Source organism: Acinetobacter indicus CIP 110367, from assembly GCF_000488255.1.
In the GTDB taxonomy this organism is placed as follows: Bacteria; Pseudomonadota; Gammaproteobacteria; order Pseudomonadales; family Moraxellaceae; genus Acinetobacter; species Acinetobacter indicus.
Genome location: NZ_KI530745.1, coordinates 868386 through 888316 on the forward strand (window position 1 = coordinate 868386; position 19931 = coordinate 888316).

Here is a 19931-nt window from a genome sequence, read left to right on the forward strand (position 1 = left end):
ACGGAAATCCGCGGTTTTCTCATGTCGTTTATTGTTAATTTCCTGTTTTAAATTAAGAGCTTCTGCTTTTTCTGTCTATTAGAATGTTTTTGATGATCTGTTCTAAAAATTCGAACACTTTAGTCAAAATTGGCCTGAACTGGCGCAGATCTTGCTCTTTTAAAATCTATCAATATCACGCTGGCCAGGTTTTAAATAGTGAATACCCCATTTTCGCGTTTTTCAGAATATTTTATTGCAGTGGCGCAAACCGGCAGCTTGCGTAAGGCAGCCGAACAGCTGTTTATTTCGGTATCTGCCGTGCATCGACAAATTGTACTGGCCGAACAGGAACTTGGGATTGCGCTGTTTGAACGTCTGAATCATGGGCTACGGCTGACTTTGGCCGGAGAGTTGCTGTATGCCGATCTATTAAAATGGCAAAAAGAATTTCAGCAGACCCGCATCCGTTTTGATGAAATTCAGGGCCTGCATCGTGGCAGCATTGAATTTGGCTTAATTTCAGCGCTCAGCGAAAGTTTTGTGCTGCATTCCATGCAACACATGAGCCAGCATTATCCCTGGATTGATTTTCACGTGCATGTGCTGGACAGTGAAAAAGTCGCGCAGATGATTCAGGCCGCGGAGCTGGATTTTGGTCTGCTGCTGAATCCGCAAGCACATCCGCATTTAGAGGTGGTGGCTTTTGTGGAAATTCCGCTGGGTTTTGTGATTCCGGTTGAGCATCCTCTGGCAGAACAAACACCGCTGTATTTTTCCGATACCTTGCCTTATGCCCATTTAATGCCAGCACCACCGCTGATTATTCATGAATATGTCAGCGCGCTGTATAAGCACCATCAGTTTAGTCCGCGCAGCCGCATCGAATGTAATGACATTCGTATGTTAATGTCATTGTTAAAGCAGAATTTGGGCCTGGGGCTAATGAGTTATTTAGATGCTCTGCCGCTCCTGGAGCATCAAACAGCCATCTTTAAACCGGTTCAGGACAAAGGTTTATATCCACTGACGCTGGCCCTGTGTGTGGCACCGAAACGGCAACTTTCCCGGATTGCGCAAATCATGATGAAACAGTTAACCGAGCAGCTGGAGCAGCTGCAACAGCAGATTGCCCAGCTTTAAAAAACCGGCTGAATCAAAGGTACTACATTGTCCCGTTGCAAACGACTGATGCCCTGCACTTTTTGCATTTGATACACCGTGGCCTGAAGTTCCAGCAATTCTTCCGGATGATGGGTCACATAAATCATGCCCAGCTGCAGTTCGCGCTGAATACGTTTTAAAAATGGCAGTATCTGCTGTTTTAACTGCTGATCCAGTCCGCTTAAAGGTTCATCCAGCAGCAATAACTGCGGTGCAGACAATAAAGCCCGGCCAATCGAAACGCGCTGCGCTTCCCCACCGGATAATTGATGCGCTTTGCGTCGAATCAGCCTGGACAGTTCTAACAACTCAACAATCTGCTCAAACTCAAATTTACGCTGTGCTAGCGGCTGTAAACCTTCTGCATATCTTAAATTCTGCTCAACATTCAAATGCGGAAATAACAGGGCCTTTTGAAAAATCAGGGCAATTTTACGTTGATGCACGGGCACAAACACCTGCTGCTGGGTATCGAGCAGTAAACGGTGATTCAGCACAATCCGGCCCTGTTGCGGCCGTAACAGTCCAGCCAGCAGATGCAAAAAGCTGGTTTTACCAGAACCGGAGGGCCCCAGAATGCCAACAATCTGCTCTGTACAGGCCAGCTGCAGCTGTAATTTGAACTGCGCATTCTGATAATCAATCTGACAATCCAGCATCAGCTTTGCCCCAATTTACGTTGATATCTGTGCAAAATAAAATAATTGGCCAGCAAGGCGGCAAAAGCCAAGCCGGTAGATAACAGCACCAGACGCATGGCAGCGGCTTCACCATCGGGCTGTTGAATGAGCGTATAAATAGCGATGGGAATGGTGCGGGTTTCATCCGGAATATTGCCAACGAAGGTAATAGTGGCACCAAATTCACCCAGACTACGGCTAAAACCTAAAATACTGCCCATGAGAATCCCGGGCAGCACCAGCGGTAAGCTAATACTGAAAAAGACTTTCAGCGGCGCAGCCCCAAGTGAGGCCGCCACCTGTTCCAGCTGTGGATTCAGCATTTGAAAAGACAAACGAATCGGTTGAACCAGCAAGGGAAATGCAACCAGCATGGCAGCCAGTACTGCACCTTTCCAGTTAAATGCCAGCTCAATACCCCAGTGGGCCAAAACCTGCCCAATCCAACCTTGCGGACTAAACAGCACCAGTAATGCATAGCCCAACACTACTGGCGGCAAAACCATCGGCAGTTGTAACATGGCTTCGATCAAAAACTTGCTGCGAAATTCATAGCGTGCCAGCATCCAGCCCAGACAAATTGCAAATGGCAGGCAAAACAAGGTCGCAACACTGGCCACTTTGGCAGACAGATACAAGGCACTTAGTTCTTCGGGACTCAGCATCAAAGCAGCAACCTAGGGGCGAAAACCATGTTGAACAAAAATCTTGTGAGCCGCGGCGCTACCCAAATAGCGCCCGAACTTGATCGCCTGACGATTCTTTTCACCCTGTTTGGTTAAAGCCACGGTATAGAGAATGTCCGGATGGGTTTGCACCGGAAACGTGCCCAGCACTTTTACTTTATCGCTACTGACGGCATCGCTGCGATAAACAATGCCGACCTGACAGGCACCGCGCTCGACAAAGGCCAAAGCAGCCCGGGCATCCGACGCGCCAATAATGCGTTTTTCCAGCCGTTTATACCAGCCCAGCTTGGTCAGACTATGTTTGGCATATTTTCCAACTGGCACCGAATCGACCTGTCCGGTGCACAACCGCCCTGTAAAGGCCTGAGGAAAATTAAAGGTAGGATGCGCCCGAAACGGAATCCGCGCATCTTTCAGGGCAATTGCCACCAGCTGGTTATAAATAATTGGTTTGACCTGACTGGCTTTGACCTTGTTGCGTTTCACCAGATAGGTCATCCAGTCCTGATCGGCCGGAAAATAAAGATCGACTTTTGCACCGCGGACAATATGTTTGGCCAGGGTCGATGAAGCGCCAAAAACCGGTACAATCTTGGCTTCTGGATATTGTAGCTGATAATGCCGAATCACATCCGTCAATGCCGGGCCCAGACTTGCAGCTGCATACACCTGAACGGAATTGGCTCGACTGAATGTGCTTAAGCACAAGGCGACACAGATTAAACCCAGTTGGATGGTCTTCAAAACGCACTCCCTCAATGCTGTATGAATATTCCCTTTAAGCATTGGCCTTTTTGAATCGGCTGATGGGCCGGCACACGCACCAGACAGTTGGCATACATCAGATTACTGAGCATATGCGACTGCTGCTTGGCTAAACTGTGCAGTTTCAACACCCCATCTTCAAAACAGGCGGCCATTCTTAAAATCCTTTCTCTCGCATCGGGCTTTAAGTCATGTTGTATTTGCCCTGTCCACCACGCGAGCGGCTGACTTTGCCCTTGTAATACTTCTAATAAAGTTTGCGTATAGATCGACATTCCAACATATACCGCCGCAGGATTGCCCGGCAATGCCAATAAGTGACAAAATTTGTTAGCCGATTTTCGGTATTTGGCAAATAAAACCGGTTTCCCCGGCTTCTGTTTCACTTTCCAGAACACCTGCTCAAAGCCTGCATTTAAAGCCACCGGACGGATAAAATCATAATCACCAACCGAAATTCCGCCGGTGCTGATGATGACATCATACTCCTCCTGAAGTTGCTGAAAGTATCGGATTAAGGCAATTTTATTATCTTCCACATGCACAATATGCACAGGTTGATGCCGTGCCTGACACCAGGCTGCAATTAAAGGCGCATTGGCATCAAAAATTTTTCCTGCTTGCAGATCTGCAGCCGACTGCGCGACTTCATCGCCGGTAATCAGCACGGCAACTTTAGGCTGCTGATAGACCTGTACCTGATCAATACCGGCCATGCTTAAGGCGGCAATTGCGCCGATATTTAAATATTGTCCGGCTGATGCCAGTAACTGACCTTGGCTAATTTCTTCGCCCACATCCCGGATATCGGCATGCAGTTTGAGCGCAGTCTCTAGCTGAATCAGATGGCTCGACATCCGCTGCACAATTTCCTGACGTGCCACCGTGGTGGTACCGGCAGGAATAGGCGCGCCGGTAAAAATACGCATCGCCTGTCCACGCTGCAGCGTCACATCGGCTGACTGTCCGGCCCTGATTTCACCGATTAGCTGGAACTGCTCGCCTGCCGCTATCTCTCCACTTGTACAGAGTGCATAGCCATCGACCGCGCTTTGCGAAAATAAAGGCAGATCAATCCCCGCATAAATATCTTCAGCTAAATAGCGATGCAAGCCCTGTTGTAGTTGCAGGGTTTCCACCTCCAGACAGGGTGTTGCCGTAATCATCTTGTCTAGCGCCTGATCCAGACTGATCAGCCCGCTTTCTGCACCACAGCCTGACATTATTGATAGCCTCCTGCATGTGGAATGTTTTTCTGCACATCAAAGACATGCACCAAGGCCGGTAATACCGCCAGCAAGGACTCTTGGGCACCCTGACGGCTGCCCGGTAAAGTCATCACCAGACTATTTTCAATATAGCCAGCGACCCCACGGCTTAAAGCTGCATACGGCGTGCGTTTCTGGCCAAAACTGCGCGAGGCTTCCATCAGCCCCGGAATTTCCCGTTCTAATAGCGGAGCCAGGGTTTCTACGGTTAAATCTTTCGGGCCAAGACCGGTGCCGCCGACGGTTAAAATCAGCGGATACTGATTTTTCTGCTGTTCAATTAAAGCCAGCAGCTGTTCCGGGCTATCCGGAATCACCTGATACTGAACCTGCTGGAAATTGGCCTCTGCCAATATTTCCAGAATATTCTGGCCGGCGGTATCCGGTTTTTTACCCGCGGCGACGGTATCGGACAGCACAATCACCGAAGCCGGCATCGGCTGCGCCAAGACCCGGCTAAAATGGGATTTACCGCCTTTTTTCTGCTGTAATTTGCATTGATCCAGACACAAATCTTCCGGTTCACAGTGCGGTTTCAGCATGTCGTATAAGGTCAGTCCGGCCAGACTGGCTGCGGTTAAGGCTTCCATCTCGACACCGGTCGGACCAATAGTTTCTACCGTGGCAATAATCTCGACATGCTGTTCATGCAGTTCATAATCCACATCGGCCCGGTAAATGGGTAAAGGATGGCATAGCGGAATCAGCTCATCGGTACGTTTAGCCGCCAGAATACCGGCAATACGCGCGGTTTTCAGCGCATCGCCTTTTTCAGTATTGCCCTGACGCAGCAGCTCGATACAATGCGGCGGCGCATATAAAATGGCGCTGGCCACCGCAGTACGATAGGTTTCGGCTTTCATGCCTACATTTTTCATGACGGTATTCCGGAATTATTGATTTAAAAAAATTAGGCTTAACATCAAATTTAAAGCGGCCATTGATAGGCGTTTTCGCCTGCATGGGAGTGATTGCAGCAATCGGTATGCGTATTCGCTTCCACTGGCGGATGATCTTTACGAATACAGCAGCCTTCGACATACTGGCTGCTGCCATCGCAATAAAATTCTTCTTTCCAGACCGGGACTTCATGTTTGACCCGCTCCACCGCCACCTCACAGGCCTGAAAGGCTTCACGGCGATGCGGTGCATACGCCATGGCAATAATTGCGGTTTCACCAATAGCTAAATCCCCAATCCGGTGGATGACCCGCACATACGACACGCCATATTGCTGCTGAATTTCCTGCTCAATCTGCCGGATCATTTTTTCTGCCACCGGTGCATAGGCGGTATATTTCAGCGACTGCACCGCTTTACCTTCATGATGGTTGCGGACTGTGCCCACAAAAATGCCAATGCCACCACATTCGGGAAAGTGCTGAATCTCATCGAAGCTGGACTGGCTGAGTGGCATATCCTGAATCCGGGCAAACTGTTTTAGATGTTGCATCGTTTAACCTCCTGCCACCGGTGACAGCAACACCAGCGTGGTACTGTGCTGCAAAGTCTGCTGGCGTGGCACAATATCTTCACCAATCGCGCAGGCACAACGTTCGACCAGAGACGCTGCCGCTGGATAACTGTGGTTTAACTGCAGCAACAAGTCCGCAATGGCCGTACCGGGCAGGCACTGCATCTGAATAGTTTCTGGCAGCGCCTGTTTTACAGCGCCAAAGGCTTCAATCTGAATCAGGATATCGTGCATACTTAACCTCCAATCATATACATGCTGATTTTCCGGGTACTCCCGGCAGTGGTTGTGGCTTGAGAATGAATGGCATGAAAGCCGGCTTTTTTCTGCCAGATATAGCTTTGTAATTGCTGCAGTAACTGCTCACGTGCCACGGGCGCCGTGTGAGTCTGTAGCTGTTCAATCAATACTTTTAAGGGCACAGGCTGTTCGGCAAACAGGCAGTTATACAGTTCACCCTGGGCACTTAAACGCAACCGGTCACACTGGCCACAAAAGGCATGACTGATGGTGGAAATAATCCCTACCGGGTGGCCATCGACCCGATATTCCCGTGCCGGATTCGCGCCTTGACTGTGGATGGCTTCGACCGGAAAATGCTGGCTTAAGCGCTGCAAAATTTCCTGCTCGGTGACTACATGCGCGGCGCTCCAGTGACCATCACCATCCAGCGGCATAAATTCAATAAAACGTAGCGCAATCTGCCGGGCTTTGCTCCACTGCAAAAGTGGCACCATCTGGTCGTCATTAATGCCTTTGATTAGCACGCTATTCAGTTTGATGGGCAAATGCGCCTGCTGCGCGGCCTGAATCCCGTCGAGTACCGGCTGTAACTGTTTTTGGGTTAGCGTAAAAAACTGCTGCGGATCTAAACTGTCCAGACTGATATTTAAATCATCCAGACCGGCCTGTTTTAATTCCTGCGCATAGCGGCTTAAATAATGGCCATTTGTGGTCATGGAAATTCGCGCCAAGCCCAATTGGCGTAAGGGCTGTAAATCCCGGATAAAATGCACCACACCCTGGCGCATCAGCGGTTCGCCGCCAGTAATGCGGATATGCTGAATACCCTGCTCAACCATCAACTGGCAAAACTGCAGCAAGGCCTCAAAACTCAGCAGCTGATGTTTCTTCATCCATTCAGGATGTTCAGGCATGCAGTAGACACATTTAAAATTGCAACGATCGGTCACAGAAATCCGCAGCTTGCGTTTGCTCCGGCCAAACTGATCCTGAAAATATGCGGGTCTCACGGGAATCTGGGGATTGATCACGCCTGTTATCCTCTGGGCAATTGCTTCATGGCTGTGCAATGGGCAATAGGTTTGCACGGATCACATGCCGCGCTTTAGGCTTGAATTTGCAATTAATGTTCCAACTTTGGGCTTTTGATAAAGAGAGTGTTTAAATTCTGCCCAGCACATGTTAGAAGCGAAGAAATGAGATGATTTTTAAAGAAATTTCAGCTGACGATACTGTTGCAGTTCATCCAGCGAGTTAATACTGTGAAAAAATAGCGCACGATTTTTAAATTTTGCCACCTGAGCATGCATTTCTGCGAAACAATGCTTTAAACTGCGCTGATGTTGTGCAAGATGCGCGCGAAGTGTGGGCAAACTGCTGCGTTTCATCAGACAAAATGGATACAGCGCCTGCCCGTTCATCATCACATAGGCCACGTCGGCCTGCGGCTGTCTGGCCAGACGCTGATGCAACCGTGGCAGCACATCGGGCGGAATATAGGTCACATCACAGGGAATAAACAGCACATAGTCGGCCTGTACATGGCCCCAGGCGCTTTTCATGCCCATCAACGGGCCTAGAAAACCGCCTTCATCATCATGATAACAATGCAGTTGCGGCAGCAATCTGGCATAAATGGAACGATCACGATGGCTATTGATCCACAATTGCTGAATTTCCGTTTTAAAGCGCCGCTGGATTTTGAGCAGCTGGATATCATCATCAAACTTTTGCAGCAGCTTGTTCATACCATTCATGCGGCGGGCTTGGCCGCCCGCCAGAATGACCAGATCCGTGGCAGGATAATCTGCCTGCATGGTGGCGGAGTTGCGACTCATGGCATTTCCTCCACCTGACAGGCTTTAATCAGGCCACGAATTTCCGGTAAACATGAGCCGCAATTGCCGCCAGCTTTTAAATAGGCCGTGACCTGTTTTTCATGGCTTAACTGCTGCTCCCGAATGGTCTGGATGATACGGTTTTTACCGACTTTAAAGCAGCTACACACCAACGGCCCTTCATTGTTCTTTACCGACATGGCCTGTCCGGCCAGCAAAGCTTTACGATGCGTGGCACTTAAACGCTCACGTTTAAACAGGCTGGCGACCCAGTCCCGATCGGGCAATAAGGCTTTGGGCGCGATATACAGGCTGGCGATTAAAATGCCGTCCTGTAATACCACGCTATGGCTGATGAATGCCGATGGATCTTCCAGCTGCAGCCATTCAAAGCGGCTATCTTCCAGCTGCAGCAGCTGTTTAATCTGTGCAGCGGTATGTTTAAATTTTTTCCGGTCGGCCAGTTCATAACGCACCGCTTTGGCGGTCTGAATCTTGCTCCACCACGCCACCTGCGCCAAAGTAGCCTGAACTGCCGCTTCATGACCGTGGCGAATATACAGCACGCCCTGCCAGTCGGTATAAAATGGCTGGATGCTGACCGGGGTATTTTTAAATTCCGGTTCGCCGGAAATGGCATCGACCACCGGATTGACCACTTTTCCAATTCGCGCATCGGAAGCGACCTGATCATTCCAGTGAATGGGTGCAAACAGCTGGCCACGGCGAATACCAGTCGAGACTTCAACCCGCAGTACACAGCTGCCCCAACGGGATTTCAGCTCCACCAGTTCCCCATCTTTCAAGCCATATTTCAGTGCATCATTGGGGTGAATTTCACAATAGGGTTCAACTTTGTGAGTGCTTAAATTGGCCGATAAACCGGTACGGCTCATGGTGTGCCACTGGTCACGAATCCGGCCGGTATTTAGAATGAGAGGATAATCTTCACAAGCGCCATGCACCGGGTCGATGGCCTGAGTGGCAATAAAACGGGCTTTGCCATTCGGAAAGCTAAACTGTCCCTGAGCAAATAGCTGTTCAACCGGTGGATTCTGCTGAGTGGTCAACACCGGCCATTGCAGCGGCTGCAGCTGTTCATACTGTTGCAGGCTTAGCTGGCTCAGACCACTTAAATTAAAGTAGCGAAATAGCGGATAGTCCTGACGCTGTGTCACCGGAGCATTTTCACAGGCCGATAAAGCCGCATGTTCCAGAAAAATCTCATGCACATGCTGATAATCGAAACCGTGAAAGCCCATAGCCTTGGCTACCTGACTGATCGCCCACCAGTCGGCCTTGGCCTGACCCGGTGCGGGCAAAAAGGCACGCTGTCTGGAAATGCGCCGTTCGGAATTGGTAACACTGCCCTCTTTTTCGCCCCAACCCAAAGCCGGTAATAAAATATCGGCATAGGCGGTGCTATCGGTATCCTGACAGATATCCGACACCACCACAAAATCACACTGCGCCAAGGCGCGTTTGACCTGATCGGCATTGGGTAAACTCACCACCGGATTGGTGGCCATAATCCACAGTGCCTTGATTTTCCCGGCTTCTACCGCCTCAAACAGATCGACCGCTTTTAACCCCGCTTGGGTGGCAATTTTTGGACTGTTCCAGAACTGTTGTACCAGCTGCTGATGGGCTGGCTGATCCAGATCCAGATGCGCGGCCAGCATATTGGCCAGTCCACCCACTTCACGCCCGCCCATTGCATTCGGTTGTCCGGTCATGGAAAACGGTGCTGCGCCCGGCTTGCCAATTTTGCCGGTCAACATATGACAATTGATAATACTGTTGGCTTTATTGACCCCTTGTGAAGACTGGTTCACCCCCATCGAAAACAGGGTCATGACTTTGTCAGTCTGGGCAAATTTTTCAAAAAATAGCTGTAATTTCTCGGCAGAAATCCCGGTACGCGCTGCCACATTTTCCAGCTGCTGCTCCGCGGCGCTGGCTTCTAACGCCTGCTGCAAACCTTCGGTATAGGCAGCGGTAAAATTGTGGTCCTGATGACCATTTTGCTGTAAGTACTGCAGCAAGCCGTTAAATAATGCAACATCTTGCCCGAGCATAATCGGCAAATGTAAATCGGCCGCTTCACAGGTCGCGGTAAAGCGTGGGTCGACCACCACCACAAACAGATTGCGCTGTTCTTTGGCCTGCATAATACGCTGATACAGAACCGGATGGCACCAGGCAGTATTGGAACCGACCAGCACCACCATCTCGGTCTGTTCAAAATCTGCATAGCTGGCAGGCACCAGATCTTCACCAAAGGCCCGTTTATGCGCCGCCACCGCAGAAGACATACACAGCCGCGAGTTGGTATCAATATTAGCCGTGCCCAAATAACCTTTGACGAATTTATTGACCACATAATAGTCTTCGGTCAGCAATTGCCCCGAAACATAAAAAGCAATACTTTCCGGGCCATATTGCTCAATACAATGCTGGAATTTTTGCGCAATTTCGGTGGTGGCAGTCTGCCAGTCTGTTGGCTGACGGTTGTCCTTACGGCCCAGCATTGGGGTTAATACCCGTGTCTCTAGCCCCAAGGTATCGGCCAGATTGCTACCTTTAATACACAGCTTGCCAAAGTTGGCTGGATGCTGCACATCGCCTTCGACTTTCACCTGCACGCCTTGTGGTGAATGGCTGACATGAGTCCTCACCCCACAACCAACCCCACAATAAGGACAGGTGGTTTGCGTAGTCATCGTTTTTAATTCTGTGGAGCTTTCAAGTTCCACAACGGGAATGCTGTTCATGGATGCTCCTTAGGTGCTGAAACACAATTTAATTCTTTTCAAAAAGATTCATTCCAACGCTGTCTTTTCAATGCAACTCATTTATCTGGATTAAGCTTCGGTTCGACCTACTTTTCTTTCGGGAAAAGTAGGCAAAACCTGAGCCACACTGTGGCGTAAGAACCGCAAAACTCGCCTTCATCGGGCATTTATCAAAAAGGTTGCAGAAACATTCATTTTCATATTTTGTCCTGGCTCAAACAGTTGCGGATGACGTTTCCGTGTATCCGCTTAAGTACAGGACAGAATAGTTTGTTCTTAACCCGCTTTCTTTAATGCAAAATCTTTACCAAACAGCAGTTTGTTGCGGATTTGATGAATCGGGGTCTGATCTGCAATCAGCTCGGCATACCATGCACCATCCTCGGTATCACCAAACAGTACTGCACCAATGACTTTGTCTTTCTGGATGATGATGCGTTTATAAATCTGACGTTTTTCATCATTCAGGACAATGTCTTCAAAATCATCTTCCGGTTCAAAATTACCGGCCGAGAACACATCACAACCACTGACTTTGAGCTGGGTCGGAACAGTAGGTGCCTTAAAGGTCAGGCTGCCGTGCTCTGCTAGATGCGAGGCACAAATGAAGGCCTGTCCCCACAGTGGCTCTACCAGACCAAAAGTTTGGCCACGATGTTCGATACATTCACCGACTGCATAAATACTCGGGTCATAACTTTGCATGGTGTCATTGACCAGCACCCCACGCTGACAGCGCAGGCCGGCACTTTGCGCCAGGGCAATATTCGGACGGATTCCCACCGCAAACACCACCAGATCGGCATCGAGCAGCGTGCCATCTTTTAACCGGACTTGTGTCACATGGCCATTTTCACCAAGCAGCGTTTCGGTATTGGCTTCGGTCAGTACGCGAATACCCTTTTCTTCAATACTGTTTTTCAACATTAAGCTGGCTTTGCTATCCAGCTGACGATCCATAATACGGTCCATTAGATGCAGTACGGTAACGTTCATGCCACGCTGTTTCAAACCATAGGCCGCTTCAAGTCCAAGTAAACCACCACCAATAACCACAGCATTTCGTTTCTGTTCGCAATATTCCAGCATCCGGTTCACATCATAGATATCGCGGAAGCTAAGCACACCGTCCAGCTCTGTGCCCGGAATTGGGGGAATAAAGGGCTGCGAGCCAGTGGCTAAAATCAGCCGGTCATAATTCACCACCTGCCCCGACTGGGTGAAGACTTGCTTGCGTGGACGATCAATTTTCACCGCAGCATCACCGGCAATCAGCTGAATACCTTTTTCGGCATACCAGGCATGCGGATGCAACATGATATCGTCCACCGTTTTATCACCGGCCAAGACCGGGGACAGCATAATCCGGTTGTAGTTGCCCCACGGTTCTTCGCCAATCACGGTAATCTCGTAACGATCAGGTGCCATATCCAGCAAATCTTCCAGACAGCGCATGCCCGCCAGACCATTACCCACCAGCACCAGCTTCATTTTTTCCTGTTGCACGCCATTATTGGTGATATAGGTTTTTTGTGCGGTCGGACTGACAAAAACCCGGCCCTGTTCAATTTTGCTTGGAAACACCAGTAATTTCTGGTCTTTATCTTCCAGACAGCGGCCGGTGGCCAGACTGAAATGCTGTTTATAGATTGGTGATGCCACCACACGCTCACCTTGCAAATCACCCAGAATACCGCGCGACATCACATTGGCGCCGCTAAACGGGTCCTGATTACTCAGGGCATAAACACGCTGTTCCTGCCCCACACGGAAAATTGCAATCTGCTGGCCTTCCACCAAGGCTGCCACGCCGGTATGTGGTGTAATCTCCTCCAGATGACAGACCTCTACCCAATCCAATTCATTCATATCTTTTAAAATTGTCATCATCGTTATCCTGTGCTTTGGCATCTTCTGCTGCATATCTCATTTGGTTTTTCTGGCGGATTTGCTTCAGAAGATGTGTCTTGATCTTGAAGGTTATGCCTGCATCACCGGAATCCGGCTTTCATCACGCTCGGCCGCCGTTTTCGGGCGAATCTGCCCACGTTCGGTGGCAAACTGGATGTGCGGATCGTGTTGCTGCTCGGCTTTGGCATTGATAAAGGTTTTAAAGCGTTTACGTACTTCCGGATCTTCAATCGCGGTACGCCATTCATCCTGATAAGTACCCACCACATGCTGCATGCGGCGTTCTAGTTCTTCGGCCAGACCTAAGGAATCGTGCACAATCACGTCTTTCAGATAATCCAGCCCGCCCTCCAGGTTGTCGCGCCAAACCGAAGTACGTTGTAAACGGTCTGCGGTTTGAATGTAGAACATAAAGAAGCGGTCGATGTATTTGATTAAGGTACTGGTATCCAGATCGGAAGCCAGCAGCTCGGCATGACGCGGTTTCATGCCACCGTTACCGCAAACATACAGGTTCCAGCCTTTTTCAGTGGCAATCACGCCCACGTCTTTACTTTGTGCTTCGGCACATTCACGGGTACAGCCAGATACCGCCATTTTCAGTTTGTGCGGAGAACGCAGGCCTTTGTAACGGTTTTCCAGGAAAATCGCCAAGCCAACTGAATCATCCACGCCATAACGGCACCAGGTGCTACCCACGCAAGATTTCACGGTACGCAGTGATTTGCCGTAGGCATGACCCGATTCAAAACCGGCATCAATCAGTTTTTGCCAGATTTCCGGTAACTGATGTACCTGCGCCCCAAACATATCCACGCGCTGACCACCGGTCAGTTTGGTGTACAGGCCGTATTCCTTGGCAATCTGGCCAATGGCAATCAGGCCATCTGGAGTCACTTCACCACCGGCCATTCGTGGGACCACCGAATAAGAACCATCTTTCTGGATATTGCCCAGATAGTAGTCATTGCTATCTTGCAGGCCGGCATGACTTGGTTTTAGCACAAAGTCATTCCAGCAGGAGGCCAGAATATTGGCCACAGTTGGTTTACAGATATCACAGCCCAGACCGTGACCATGTTGCTGGATTAAATCTTCAAAAGTCTTGATCTCGTTCACACGCACCAGGTGATACAGTTCCTGACGCGAATAGGCAAAGTGTTCACAAAGATGGTTATTGACCGTCACCCCTTGACGCTGCAATTCGGCTTTTAATACCTGAGTCACTAAAGGTGCACAGCCCCCACAAGCAGTTGCGGCCTGGGTACATTTCTTCAGTGCACCGAGTGAAGTTGAACCGGCTTCAATCGCCTGGCAGATATCGGCTTTAGACACGTTATTACAGGAACAGATGGTGGCGCTGTCTGGCAGCAAATCGACACCGCTGCCACCGGCTTTGGCACCTGACTCAGCAAAGCCCGGCATGATCAGGCTTTCTGGCTGTTCTGGAACTGCCAGACCATTCAGCATCATTTGCAGTAGATCGTTATATTCTTTAGCACAGCCAACCAGCACCGCACCCAGCAATCGGTTTTTTTCCGCATTAACCACAATTTTCTTGTAGATCAGCGCATCTTCATCGGCATAAAAATAGCTGAGTGAATTTGGAGTCATGGCATGTGCATCACCAATAGATGCCACATCCACACCCATCAGCTTTAATTTAGTGCTCATGTCGGCGCCAGCAAAGCAGTTCGGGTTTTGCTGCATCACATGCTTGGCGGCAATTCGAGCCATGTCATAGCCCGGTGCGACCAGACCGTAAATCTTGTTTTGCCACAGCGCACATTCCCCAATCGCATAAATATCCGGATTGGAAGTCTGACAGTAATCATTAATCACAATCCCGCCGCGCTCGCCAATGCTGAGTCCGCTTTGGCGCGCCAGTTCATCACGTGGACGAATCCCGGCAGAAAACAGGATGATATCGGTTTCCAGTTCAGCGCCATCACCAAACTTCATCACATGCTTGGCCGACGCGCCATCTTCAATTGAGGAGGTGGCTTTCTGGGTATGGACTTTCACGCCCAGATCTTCAATTTTGCTGCGCAGCACCTTACCGCCCAGGTCATCAACCTGCACCGCCATCAGACGCGGCGCAAACTCGACTACATGGGTTTCCAGATTTAGGTCTTTTAAGGCTTTGGCTGCTTCCAGACCAAGTAAACCGCCACCAATCACGACACCAGATTTGGCATTCAGACTAGCGGCTTTAATTGCATCCAGATCTTCAATAGTGCGGTAAACAAAGCAGTTTTCACGGTCATTGCCCGGAATAGGTGGCACAAAGGCATAAGAGCCCGTCGCCAGTACCAGTTTGTCATAGGCAATCACATCACCCTGATTGGTGGTGACCAGTTTATGTACCGGGTCAATAGCCGTGGCTTTGGTATTGAGGCGCAGATCAATGCCATAGGCATCGGCGAAGTCACTGCGGCATAGACTTAGGTCTTTGGCAGACTTGCCGGTGAAGTATTCAGTTAAATGTACGCGATCATAAGCCAAACGCGGTTCTTCTGCCAAAATGGTGATTTCAACTTCATCGCCCGCAGTTTCCAAAACCGATTCGATAAATTTGTGGCCGACCATACCGTGGCCAATCATGACAAGTTTCATACAGTTCTCCTCAATAATATTCTGTGTTGGCTTAGGCTGCGTTATTGCGTTCAACAATGGCCTGTTCGAACAGGCGTTGTTCTTTTTCTTTGTGCTCCACCGAGAAGCGAATCATCAGGACAAAACTTGCGGCAATTACCACCAGTCCGCCCAGAACCATCAGGCAGGTCTGAATATCCAGTACGCCTTTTAACAGGAAGCCTGCGGCGACTGCGCCGACGTTCCCACCGGCACCAATAATGCCGGCCACACCGCCCAGTGCATCGCGGTCAATAAATGGCACCAGTGCATAGGTCGCGCCGCAAGCCATGTGAGTAAACAGGGCAAAAATGGTCATGACTAAAATGGCCAGCATGGCACTGTTCATTTGCGAGAACAGAATCAGGAACAAGCCTTCCATTAAAATCATGGCAAACAGCACTGTTGTACGCCCATCCAGACCGCTTTTTAGTGCCACCTTGTCAGAGACAATGCCGCCCAATGCACGGGCAAACAGGGCCAGCAAACCGAAGATGCCCGCTGCCATGCCAGCTTCTTTCAGGCCAAAGCTGAAGTGTTCGACGTAATACATCGCCACAATGTTGTGAATAAAGATTTCAATCCCGAAACAGGCAGCATAGGCACCAAATAAAATCCAGACGCGGTAGTTACGTGCAGCATGCAGCAGAATCGCCATACCGCCTTTTTTGTCGCTGCCGACCTGAATGCCCTGTTCGCGTAATTCTTTAAAGTTGCCTTGGGTACAGTCCTGAGTCAGTTTCCAGTACAGGATGCCGACAATAATCATCATGATGCCCGGTACCAGCAAAGCAATACGCCAACCCATGGCCTGCTCGACCCCAAACATCACCAAGGCAGATAACAGCAAAGGCATCAGCGCCTGGGTAGCGCCGCCGCCGGCATTGCCCCAGCCTGCCGTAGTGGCATTGGCTGTTCCCACCACATTCGGTGCAAACATGATGCTGGTGTGATATTGGGTAATCACGAAGCTGGCACCAATGGCGCCAATCAGCAAACGGAAAAACAGGAAGGATTCATAACTGTTGGAAGCTGCCACCCCAAACACCGGAATACTGCCGATAATTAGCAAGGCGGTATAGGTTTTGCGCGGGCCGTATTTATCACACAGCGGCCCGACAATTAAACGGACCAGAATGGTGATGGCCACCGCGGCAATATTGATATTGGCGATCTGATCTTTGGTTAGGTTGAACTCGCCGGCAATGACTGGCATTAACGGTGCGCAGGCAAACCAGGCAAAGAAACAGACAAAAAATGCGAGCCAACTCATATGGAAGGCTCTCATCGCTGAAGTTTTAAAGTTAAATAGACTTATTTTTGTCGCTTTATTCGCTTGCAAATTTGAAGACATAACCATCTCCTACCTGAACTGAACGTGTGGGTTAACCTGCTATACGGATAGCTGCATAACAGATTCGAACAGAGCGGACGTCGTTGGCCGTCTTTCAAATTTTGGGAGTCTTCTTTGACTCAGCTGGAATAATGCAGATAGTGTGCCAACTTTTTAGAAAAGCCCATTAGCTTGCTGTTTTTTATTGGGTTTTGAAAGTTATTTATTCTGGGTGAATGTATTCAGATGCTGTCTACCTCCCGATTTCACGGTTCTGGCAGCCTCCTGTTTTATTTTTTGAAGTCCCCTGCCTTATCTTGGTGCGTTTTGTTTCATGCAAGTGCATCTTCCCGTCAAGCTCAGATTTAATTTTTGATTTTAAAGGTTTTATTTTAATAAATTCGGGTTTGGCACCATCTTTGCATTATTAAAAGTACTCGTTGTACAGACTCTATTGAGAGTTGCATGCCAAAACTGAAAATCGCGTTAATTGATGATGATCTCGAGCGCGCAGAGTTCATCAAAACCTCCTTAATTCAGCATGAATTTGAGGTGGTTGCCTGTTTAATTATCAATCATTCCAATATGTTCCATTTACAGCAACTGCATGCCGATGTGATTCTGCTGGATATGGACCATCCACATCGGGACATTATTGAAAGCTGCGTCAGCCAGTTTGATTTACCAACCGTGCTGTTCACCAAAAACAGCCACAAAGACACCATCAAAAATGCCATTGATGCCGGTGTTACGGCTTATATTGTCGATGGGATTGATCCGGCCAAACTGGACAGCATTCTGGAAATTTCCATCGAGCAGTTTAAAAAACACAAAAAGCTGCTGCACGATCTGGAAGAAACCAAAGGCAAACTGGCTGACCGTAAAGATATCGAAAAAGCCAAGGTCTTGCTGATGCAGATGCATGCCTTAAGCGAAGAAGATGCCTTTGGCCTGCTACGCAAAAATGCCATGAGCCACCGGATGACCATTGGTGAAATGGCACGGCGCCTGCTCGATGCCCAGCAACTCCTGCAAAAACAATTTAAGGATTAGCCATGCATAACTTAGAAAAAACCAAACTTCAGATTGGCTATATTCCTTTGCTCGACTGCGTCGCCATTTTATGGGCCAAACAGCGTGGCTTTTTTGCCGATGCCGGCCTCAATGTCGAACTGCTAAAAGAACCGTCCTGGGCCAGTTTAAGAGACCGGCTGGCCTTTGGTTTTATGGATGCCGCGCATTGCCTGTCGGCCATGTTACCGGCGGCGGCGCTCGGCACCGACCAACTGGGGATTCCGCTGCAAACGCCGCTGGTGCTAAGTACCAATCAGGCTTACATCAGCCTGAGTCAATCGCTGTGTTTTGAACTGGGCATCCAGCCGGAAGATGATGCCGCACACATTGCCAAAAAACTGATAAACGCGCATCAGCAACGCCCGATACAGCTGGCGCACGTCTTTCACGCCTCGATTCATCATTACTGTTTAAGAGAATGGCTGGCCTTGGCCGACCCGATCCTGGCGAAAAATATTCAGCTCATTACGCTGCCACCACCGTATATGGTCGAAGCGATTTCCCAGCAGCAGATTGATGGCTTTTGCGTTGGCGAACCCTGGAATACCCAGGCCGAATTACAAGGCTATTCTAAAATCCTGCTCTCGGGTCAGCAGGTTATTCCGCAAGTGGCTGATAAAGTACTGGCGGTAACCGCAGAATGGGCCGCCCAGCATCCGAATACCTTAAATGCCATGACCTCTGCCATTCAGCGCGCGCAAGCCGAATTGCAACAGCTGGAAGATGTACAAGCGGTCTGGCAAATGCTAAATGAGGCCGGCATCATCCAGTTTCCTTGCTCCGCACAGGTCCATGTCGAGCGCTATTATTTTATTCAGAATATTATTCGCAGTTTGGTGGATGAATCGTCAGCCCAGCCGCAAGCGCAGGATTTTGTCTGGCTCACCGAACAAATGTTGAAATGGGATGCGCTGGATGTGCCCGAGGTGGAGAGTGCTGCGGTCAGTCAACGCTGTATTTATCCGCTACCCTCAGGTCACGCCGAATAAAAAAAGCCCGCAACGATGGCGAGCTTTTTTATGGCTATTTTTGCAGTCGACAGACTTAGTCGGCAGAAATATCTTCAAACAGCACTGAAGATAAATAGCGCTCGCCACCATCTGGCAAAATCACCACAATATTTTTACCGGCATTTTCCGGACGTGCAGCCAGCTGTGCCGCAGCCGCCATTGCGGCACCACTGGAAATTCCAACCAGAATGCCTTCCTGGGTTGCCGTCTTACGCGCAAAATCAATTGCTTCCTGGCTTGGAATGGCAATGACTTCATCAACCAGGTCTAAATCGAGGTTTTTAGGAATAAAGTTGGCGCCAATACCCTGAATTTTGTGTGGTGCCGGGCTAATCGCTTCACCACGTTTGGCCTGACCAATAATGGCCGATTCTGCCGGCTCAACCGCCACCGAATACAACGGCTGGTTCTGCACTTTTTCGAAATAACGCGAAATACCGGTAAGCGTACCGCCTGTGCCCACGCCGGCAACCAGAATATCGACCTGACCGCCTGTGGCCTGCCAGATTTCTACCCCGGTGGTTTTTTCATGAATGTCCGGGTTGGCCGGGTTTTCAAACTGCTGCGGCATAAAATAGACATCCGGTTGCTCGGCCACCAGACGCTCAGCTTCTTCAATCGCGCCTTTCATGCCTTTGGCTGGCTCGGTCAGTACCAGATTGGCCCCCAGCGCTTTTAATACTTTACGGCGTTCAATACTCATGCTGGCCGGCATGGTTAAAGTAATCGGATAACCTTTGGCTGCTGCTACAAAAGCCAGCGCGATACCGGTGTTGCCGCTGGTTGGCTCAACAATATGCATGCCAGCTTTAAGCGCGCCACGCTGTTCTGCATCGGCCACCATCGCTGCACCAATCCGGCACTTCACAGAAAATGCCGGATTACGGCTTTCCACTTTGGCAAATACATTGGCTCCCCCGCCAATGACACGATTAATGCGCACCAGTGGTGTATTGCCAATGGCTTCGGCATTGTTGGCATAAACCGCAATCCCCAAATTGTCCGGGGCGGTAAAAGCTGTATCTGTTGTCATCATGTTTTCCTTAAGTCTTTTTTCATTTACCTCACCTTCTA

General features: G+C 49.5%; 17 protein-coding genes. 3 read left to right on the forward strand and 14 right to left on the reverse strand.

Going from position 1 to position 19931, the window contains the following annotated elements; translation table 11 throughout:
* Nucleotides 1-198: 198 nt before the first annotated feature.
* The gene (locus P253_RS04215; RefSeq protein WP_016658109.1) at nucleotides 199-1122 is read left to right on the forward strand and encodes a LysR family transcriptional regulator; all 924 of its coding nucleotides are present in this window, start codon (nucleotides 199-201) and stop codon (nucleotides 1120-1122) included.
* On the opposite strand, the gene P253_RS04220 is transcribed toward P253_RS04215, so the two are convergent.
* From P253_RS04220 to P253_RS04280, 13 genes are all read right to left on the reverse strand, one after another.
* A complete protein-coding gene (locus P253_RS04220) occupies nucleotides 1119-1802 on the reverse strand; it encodes an ATP-binding cassette domain-containing protein (protein WP_016658108.1) in 684 nt (227 codons plus the stop codon). The two genes, P253_RS04215 and P253_RS04220, sit on opposite strands and share 4 nt — an antisense overlap.
* Nucleotides 1802-2488, reverse strand: coding sequence for a molybdate ABC transporter permease subunit (modB, locus tag P253_RS04225; protein ID WP_016658107.1), 687 nt, complete (start codon nucleotides 2486-2488; stop codon nucleotides 1802-1804). Before modB ends, P253_RS04220 begins: the two co-directional genes overlap by 1 nt.
* Nucleotides 2489-2500: 12 nt before the next feature.
* Nucleotides 2501-3256, reverse strand: coding sequence for a molybdate ABC transporter substrate-binding protein (gene modA, locus P253_RS04230; RefSeq protein WP_016658106.1), 756 nt, complete (start codon nucleotides 3254-3256; stop codon nucleotides 2501-2503).
* 11 nt (nucleotides 3257-3267) lie between these two features.
* Nucleotides 3268-4500, reverse strand: a complete 1233-nt coding sequence (locus tag P253_RS04235; RefSeq protein WP_016658105.1) for a molybdopterin molybdotransferase MoeA — start codon at nucleotides 4498-4500, stop codon at nucleotides 3268-3270.
* On the reverse strand, nucleotides 4500-5423 hold the full coding sequence (gene moaCB, locus P253_RS04240) for a bifunctional molybdenum cofactor biosynthesis protein MoaC/MoaB (RefSeq protein ID WP_016658104.1): 924 nt from the start codon (nucleotides 5421-5423) through the stop codon (nucleotides 4500-4502). Before moaCB ends, P253_RS04235 begins: the two co-directional genes overlap by 1 nt.
* A 50-nt stretch (nucleotides 5424-5473) precedes the next feature.
* Nucleotides 5474-5998 (reverse strand): molybdenum cofactor biosynthesis protein MoaE, encoded by a 525-nt coding sequence (locus P253_RS04245; RefSeq protein ID WP_016658103.1) that lies wholly within the window; start codon nucleotides 5996-5998, stop codon nucleotides 5474-5476.
* 3 nt (nucleotides 5999-6001) lie between these two features.
* Entirely contained in the window at nucleotides 6002-6253 is a 252-nt protein-coding gene (locus P253_RS04250; RefSeq protein WP_016658102.1) for a MoaD/ThiS family protein, read from the reverse strand.
* 2 nt (nucleotides 6254-6255) lie between these two features.
* Nucleotides 6256-7293 carry a GTP 3',8-cyclase MoaA gene (gene moaA / locus P253_RS04255; RefSeq protein WP_016658101.1) on the reverse strand — a complete coding sequence of 346 codons (1038 nt, stop codon included), beginning with the start codon at nucleotides 7291-7293 and terminating at the stop codon, nucleotides 6256-6258.
* Between the two features lie 177 nt (nucleotides 7294-7470).
* Nucleotides 7471-8100, reverse strand: a complete 630-nt coding sequence (locus P253_RS04260) for an NTP transferase domain-containing protein (protein ID WP_016658100.1) — start codon at nucleotides 8098-8100, stop codon at nucleotides 7471-7473.
* Nucleotides 8097-10874, reverse strand: a complete 2778-nt coding sequence (locus P253_RS04265; RefSeq protein ID WP_016658099.1) for a nitrate reductase — start codon at nucleotides 10872-10874, stop codon at nucleotides 8097-8099. Before P253_RS04265 ends, P253_RS04260 begins: the two co-directional genes overlap by 4 nt.
* 297 nt (nucleotides 10875-11171) lie before the next feature.
* Nucleotides 11172-12782 (reverse strand): nitrite reductase small subunit NirD, encoded by a 1611-nt coding sequence (nirD, locus tag P253_RS04270; RefSeq protein WP_035363033.1) that lies wholly within the window; start codon nucleotides 12780-12782, stop codon nucleotides 11172-11174.
* 93 nt (nucleotides 12783-12875) lie between these two features.
* Nucleotides 12876-15422, reverse strand: a complete 2547-nt coding sequence (gene nirB / locus P253_RS04275) for a nitrite reductase large subunit NirB (protein ID WP_016658097.1) — start codon at nucleotides 15420-15422, stop codon at nucleotides 12876-12878.
* A 31-nt stretch (nucleotides 15423-15453) separates the two neighbouring features.
* On the reverse strand, nucleotides 15454-16794 hold the full coding sequence (locus P253_RS04280) for an MFS transporter (RefSeq protein WP_016658096.1): 1341 nt from the start codon (nucleotides 16792-16794) through the stop codon (nucleotides 15454-15456).
* A 444-nt stretch (nucleotides 16795-17238) separates the two neighbouring features.
* On the opposite strand from P253_RS04280, the gene P253_RS04285 reads away from it, so the two are divergent.
* Nucleotides 17239-17826 (forward strand): ANTAR domain-containing response regulator, encoded by a 588-nt coding sequence (locus P253_RS04285; protein WP_016658095.1) that lies wholly within the window; start codon nucleotides 17239-17241, stop codon nucleotides 17824-17826.
* A 2-nt stretch (nucleotides 17827-17828) separates the two neighbouring features.
* The gene (locus P253_RS04290) at nucleotides 17829-18836 is read left to right on the forward strand and encodes an ABC transporter substrate-binding protein (protein WP_016658094.1); all 1008 of its coding nucleotides are present in this window, start codon (nucleotides 17829-17831) and stop codon (nucleotides 18834-18836) included.
* 55 nt (nucleotides 18837-18891) lie between these two features.
* Here P253_RS04290 and cysK read toward each other — a convergent pair whose 3' ends face one another.
* Nucleotides 18892-19890 (reverse strand): cysteine synthase A, encoded by a 999-nt coding sequence (gene cysK / locus P253_RS04295; RefSeq protein ID WP_016658093.1) that lies wholly within the window; start codon nucleotides 19888-19890, stop codon nucleotides 18892-18894.
* Between the last annotated feature and the right edge of the window lie 41 nt (nucleotides 19891-19931).

What these genes read in the sequence shown, in the direction of transcription:
- P253_RS04290 (WP_016658094.1), top strand. Translation starts at nt 17,829, where the DNA reads ATGCATAACTTAGAAAAAACCAAACTTCAGATTGGCTATATTCCTTTG.
- nirB (WP_016658097.1), bottom strand. Translation starts at nt 15,422, where the DNA reads ATGAAACTTGTCATGATTGGCCACGGTATGGTCGGCCACAAATTTATC.
- moaCB (WP_016658104.1), bottom strand. Translation starts at nt 5,423, where the DNA reads ATGAAAAATGTAGGCATGAAAGCCGAAACCTATCGTACTGCGGTGGCC.
- nirD (WP_035363033.1), bottom strand. Translation starts at nt 12,782, where the DNA reads ATGACAATTTTAAAAGATATGAATGAATTGGATTGGGTAGAGGTCTGT.
- P253_RS04285 (WP_016658095.1), top strand. Translation starts at nt 17,239, where the DNA reads ATGCCAAAACTGAAAATCGCGTTAATTGATGATGATCTCGAGCGCGCA.
- cysK (WP_016658093.1), bottom strand. Translation starts at nt 19,890, where the DNA reads ATGACAACAGATACAGCTTTTACCGCCCCGGACAATTTGGGGATTGCG.
- P253_RS04265 (WP_016658099.1), bottom strand. Translation starts at nt 10,874, where the DNA reads ATGAACAGCATTCCCGTTGTGGAACTTGAAAGCTCCACAGAATTAAAA.
- P253_RS04280 (WP_016658096.1), bottom strand. Translation starts at nt 16,794, where the DNA reads ATGTCTTCAAATTTGCAAGCGAATAAAGCGACAAAAATAAGTCTATTT.
- P253_RS04245 (WP_016658103.1), bottom strand. Translation starts at nt 5,998, where the DNA reads ATGCAACATCTAAAACAGTTTGCCCGGATTCAGGATATGCCACTCAGC.
- P253_RS04220 (WP_016658108.1), bottom strand. Translation starts at nt 1,802, where the DNA reads ATGCTGGATTGTCAGATTGATTATCAGAATGCGCAGTTCAAATTACAG.
- P253_RS04250 (WP_016658102.1), bottom strand. Translation starts at nt 6,253, where the DNA reads ATGCACGATATCCTGATTCAGATTGAAGCCTTTGGCGCTGTAAAACAG.
- P253_RS04260 (WP_016658100.1), bottom strand. Translation starts at nt 8,100, where the DNA reads ATGAGTCGCAACTCCGCCACCATGCAGGCAGATTATCCTGCCACGGAT.
- P253_RS04235 (WP_016658105.1), bottom strand. Translation starts at nt 4,500, where the DNA reads ATGTCAGGCTGTGGTGCAGAAAGCGGGCTGATCAGTCTGGATCAGGCG.
- modB (WP_016658107.1), bottom strand. Translation starts at nt 2,488, where the DNA reads ATGCTGAGTCCCGAAGAACTAAGTGCCTTGTATCTGTCTGCCAAAGTG.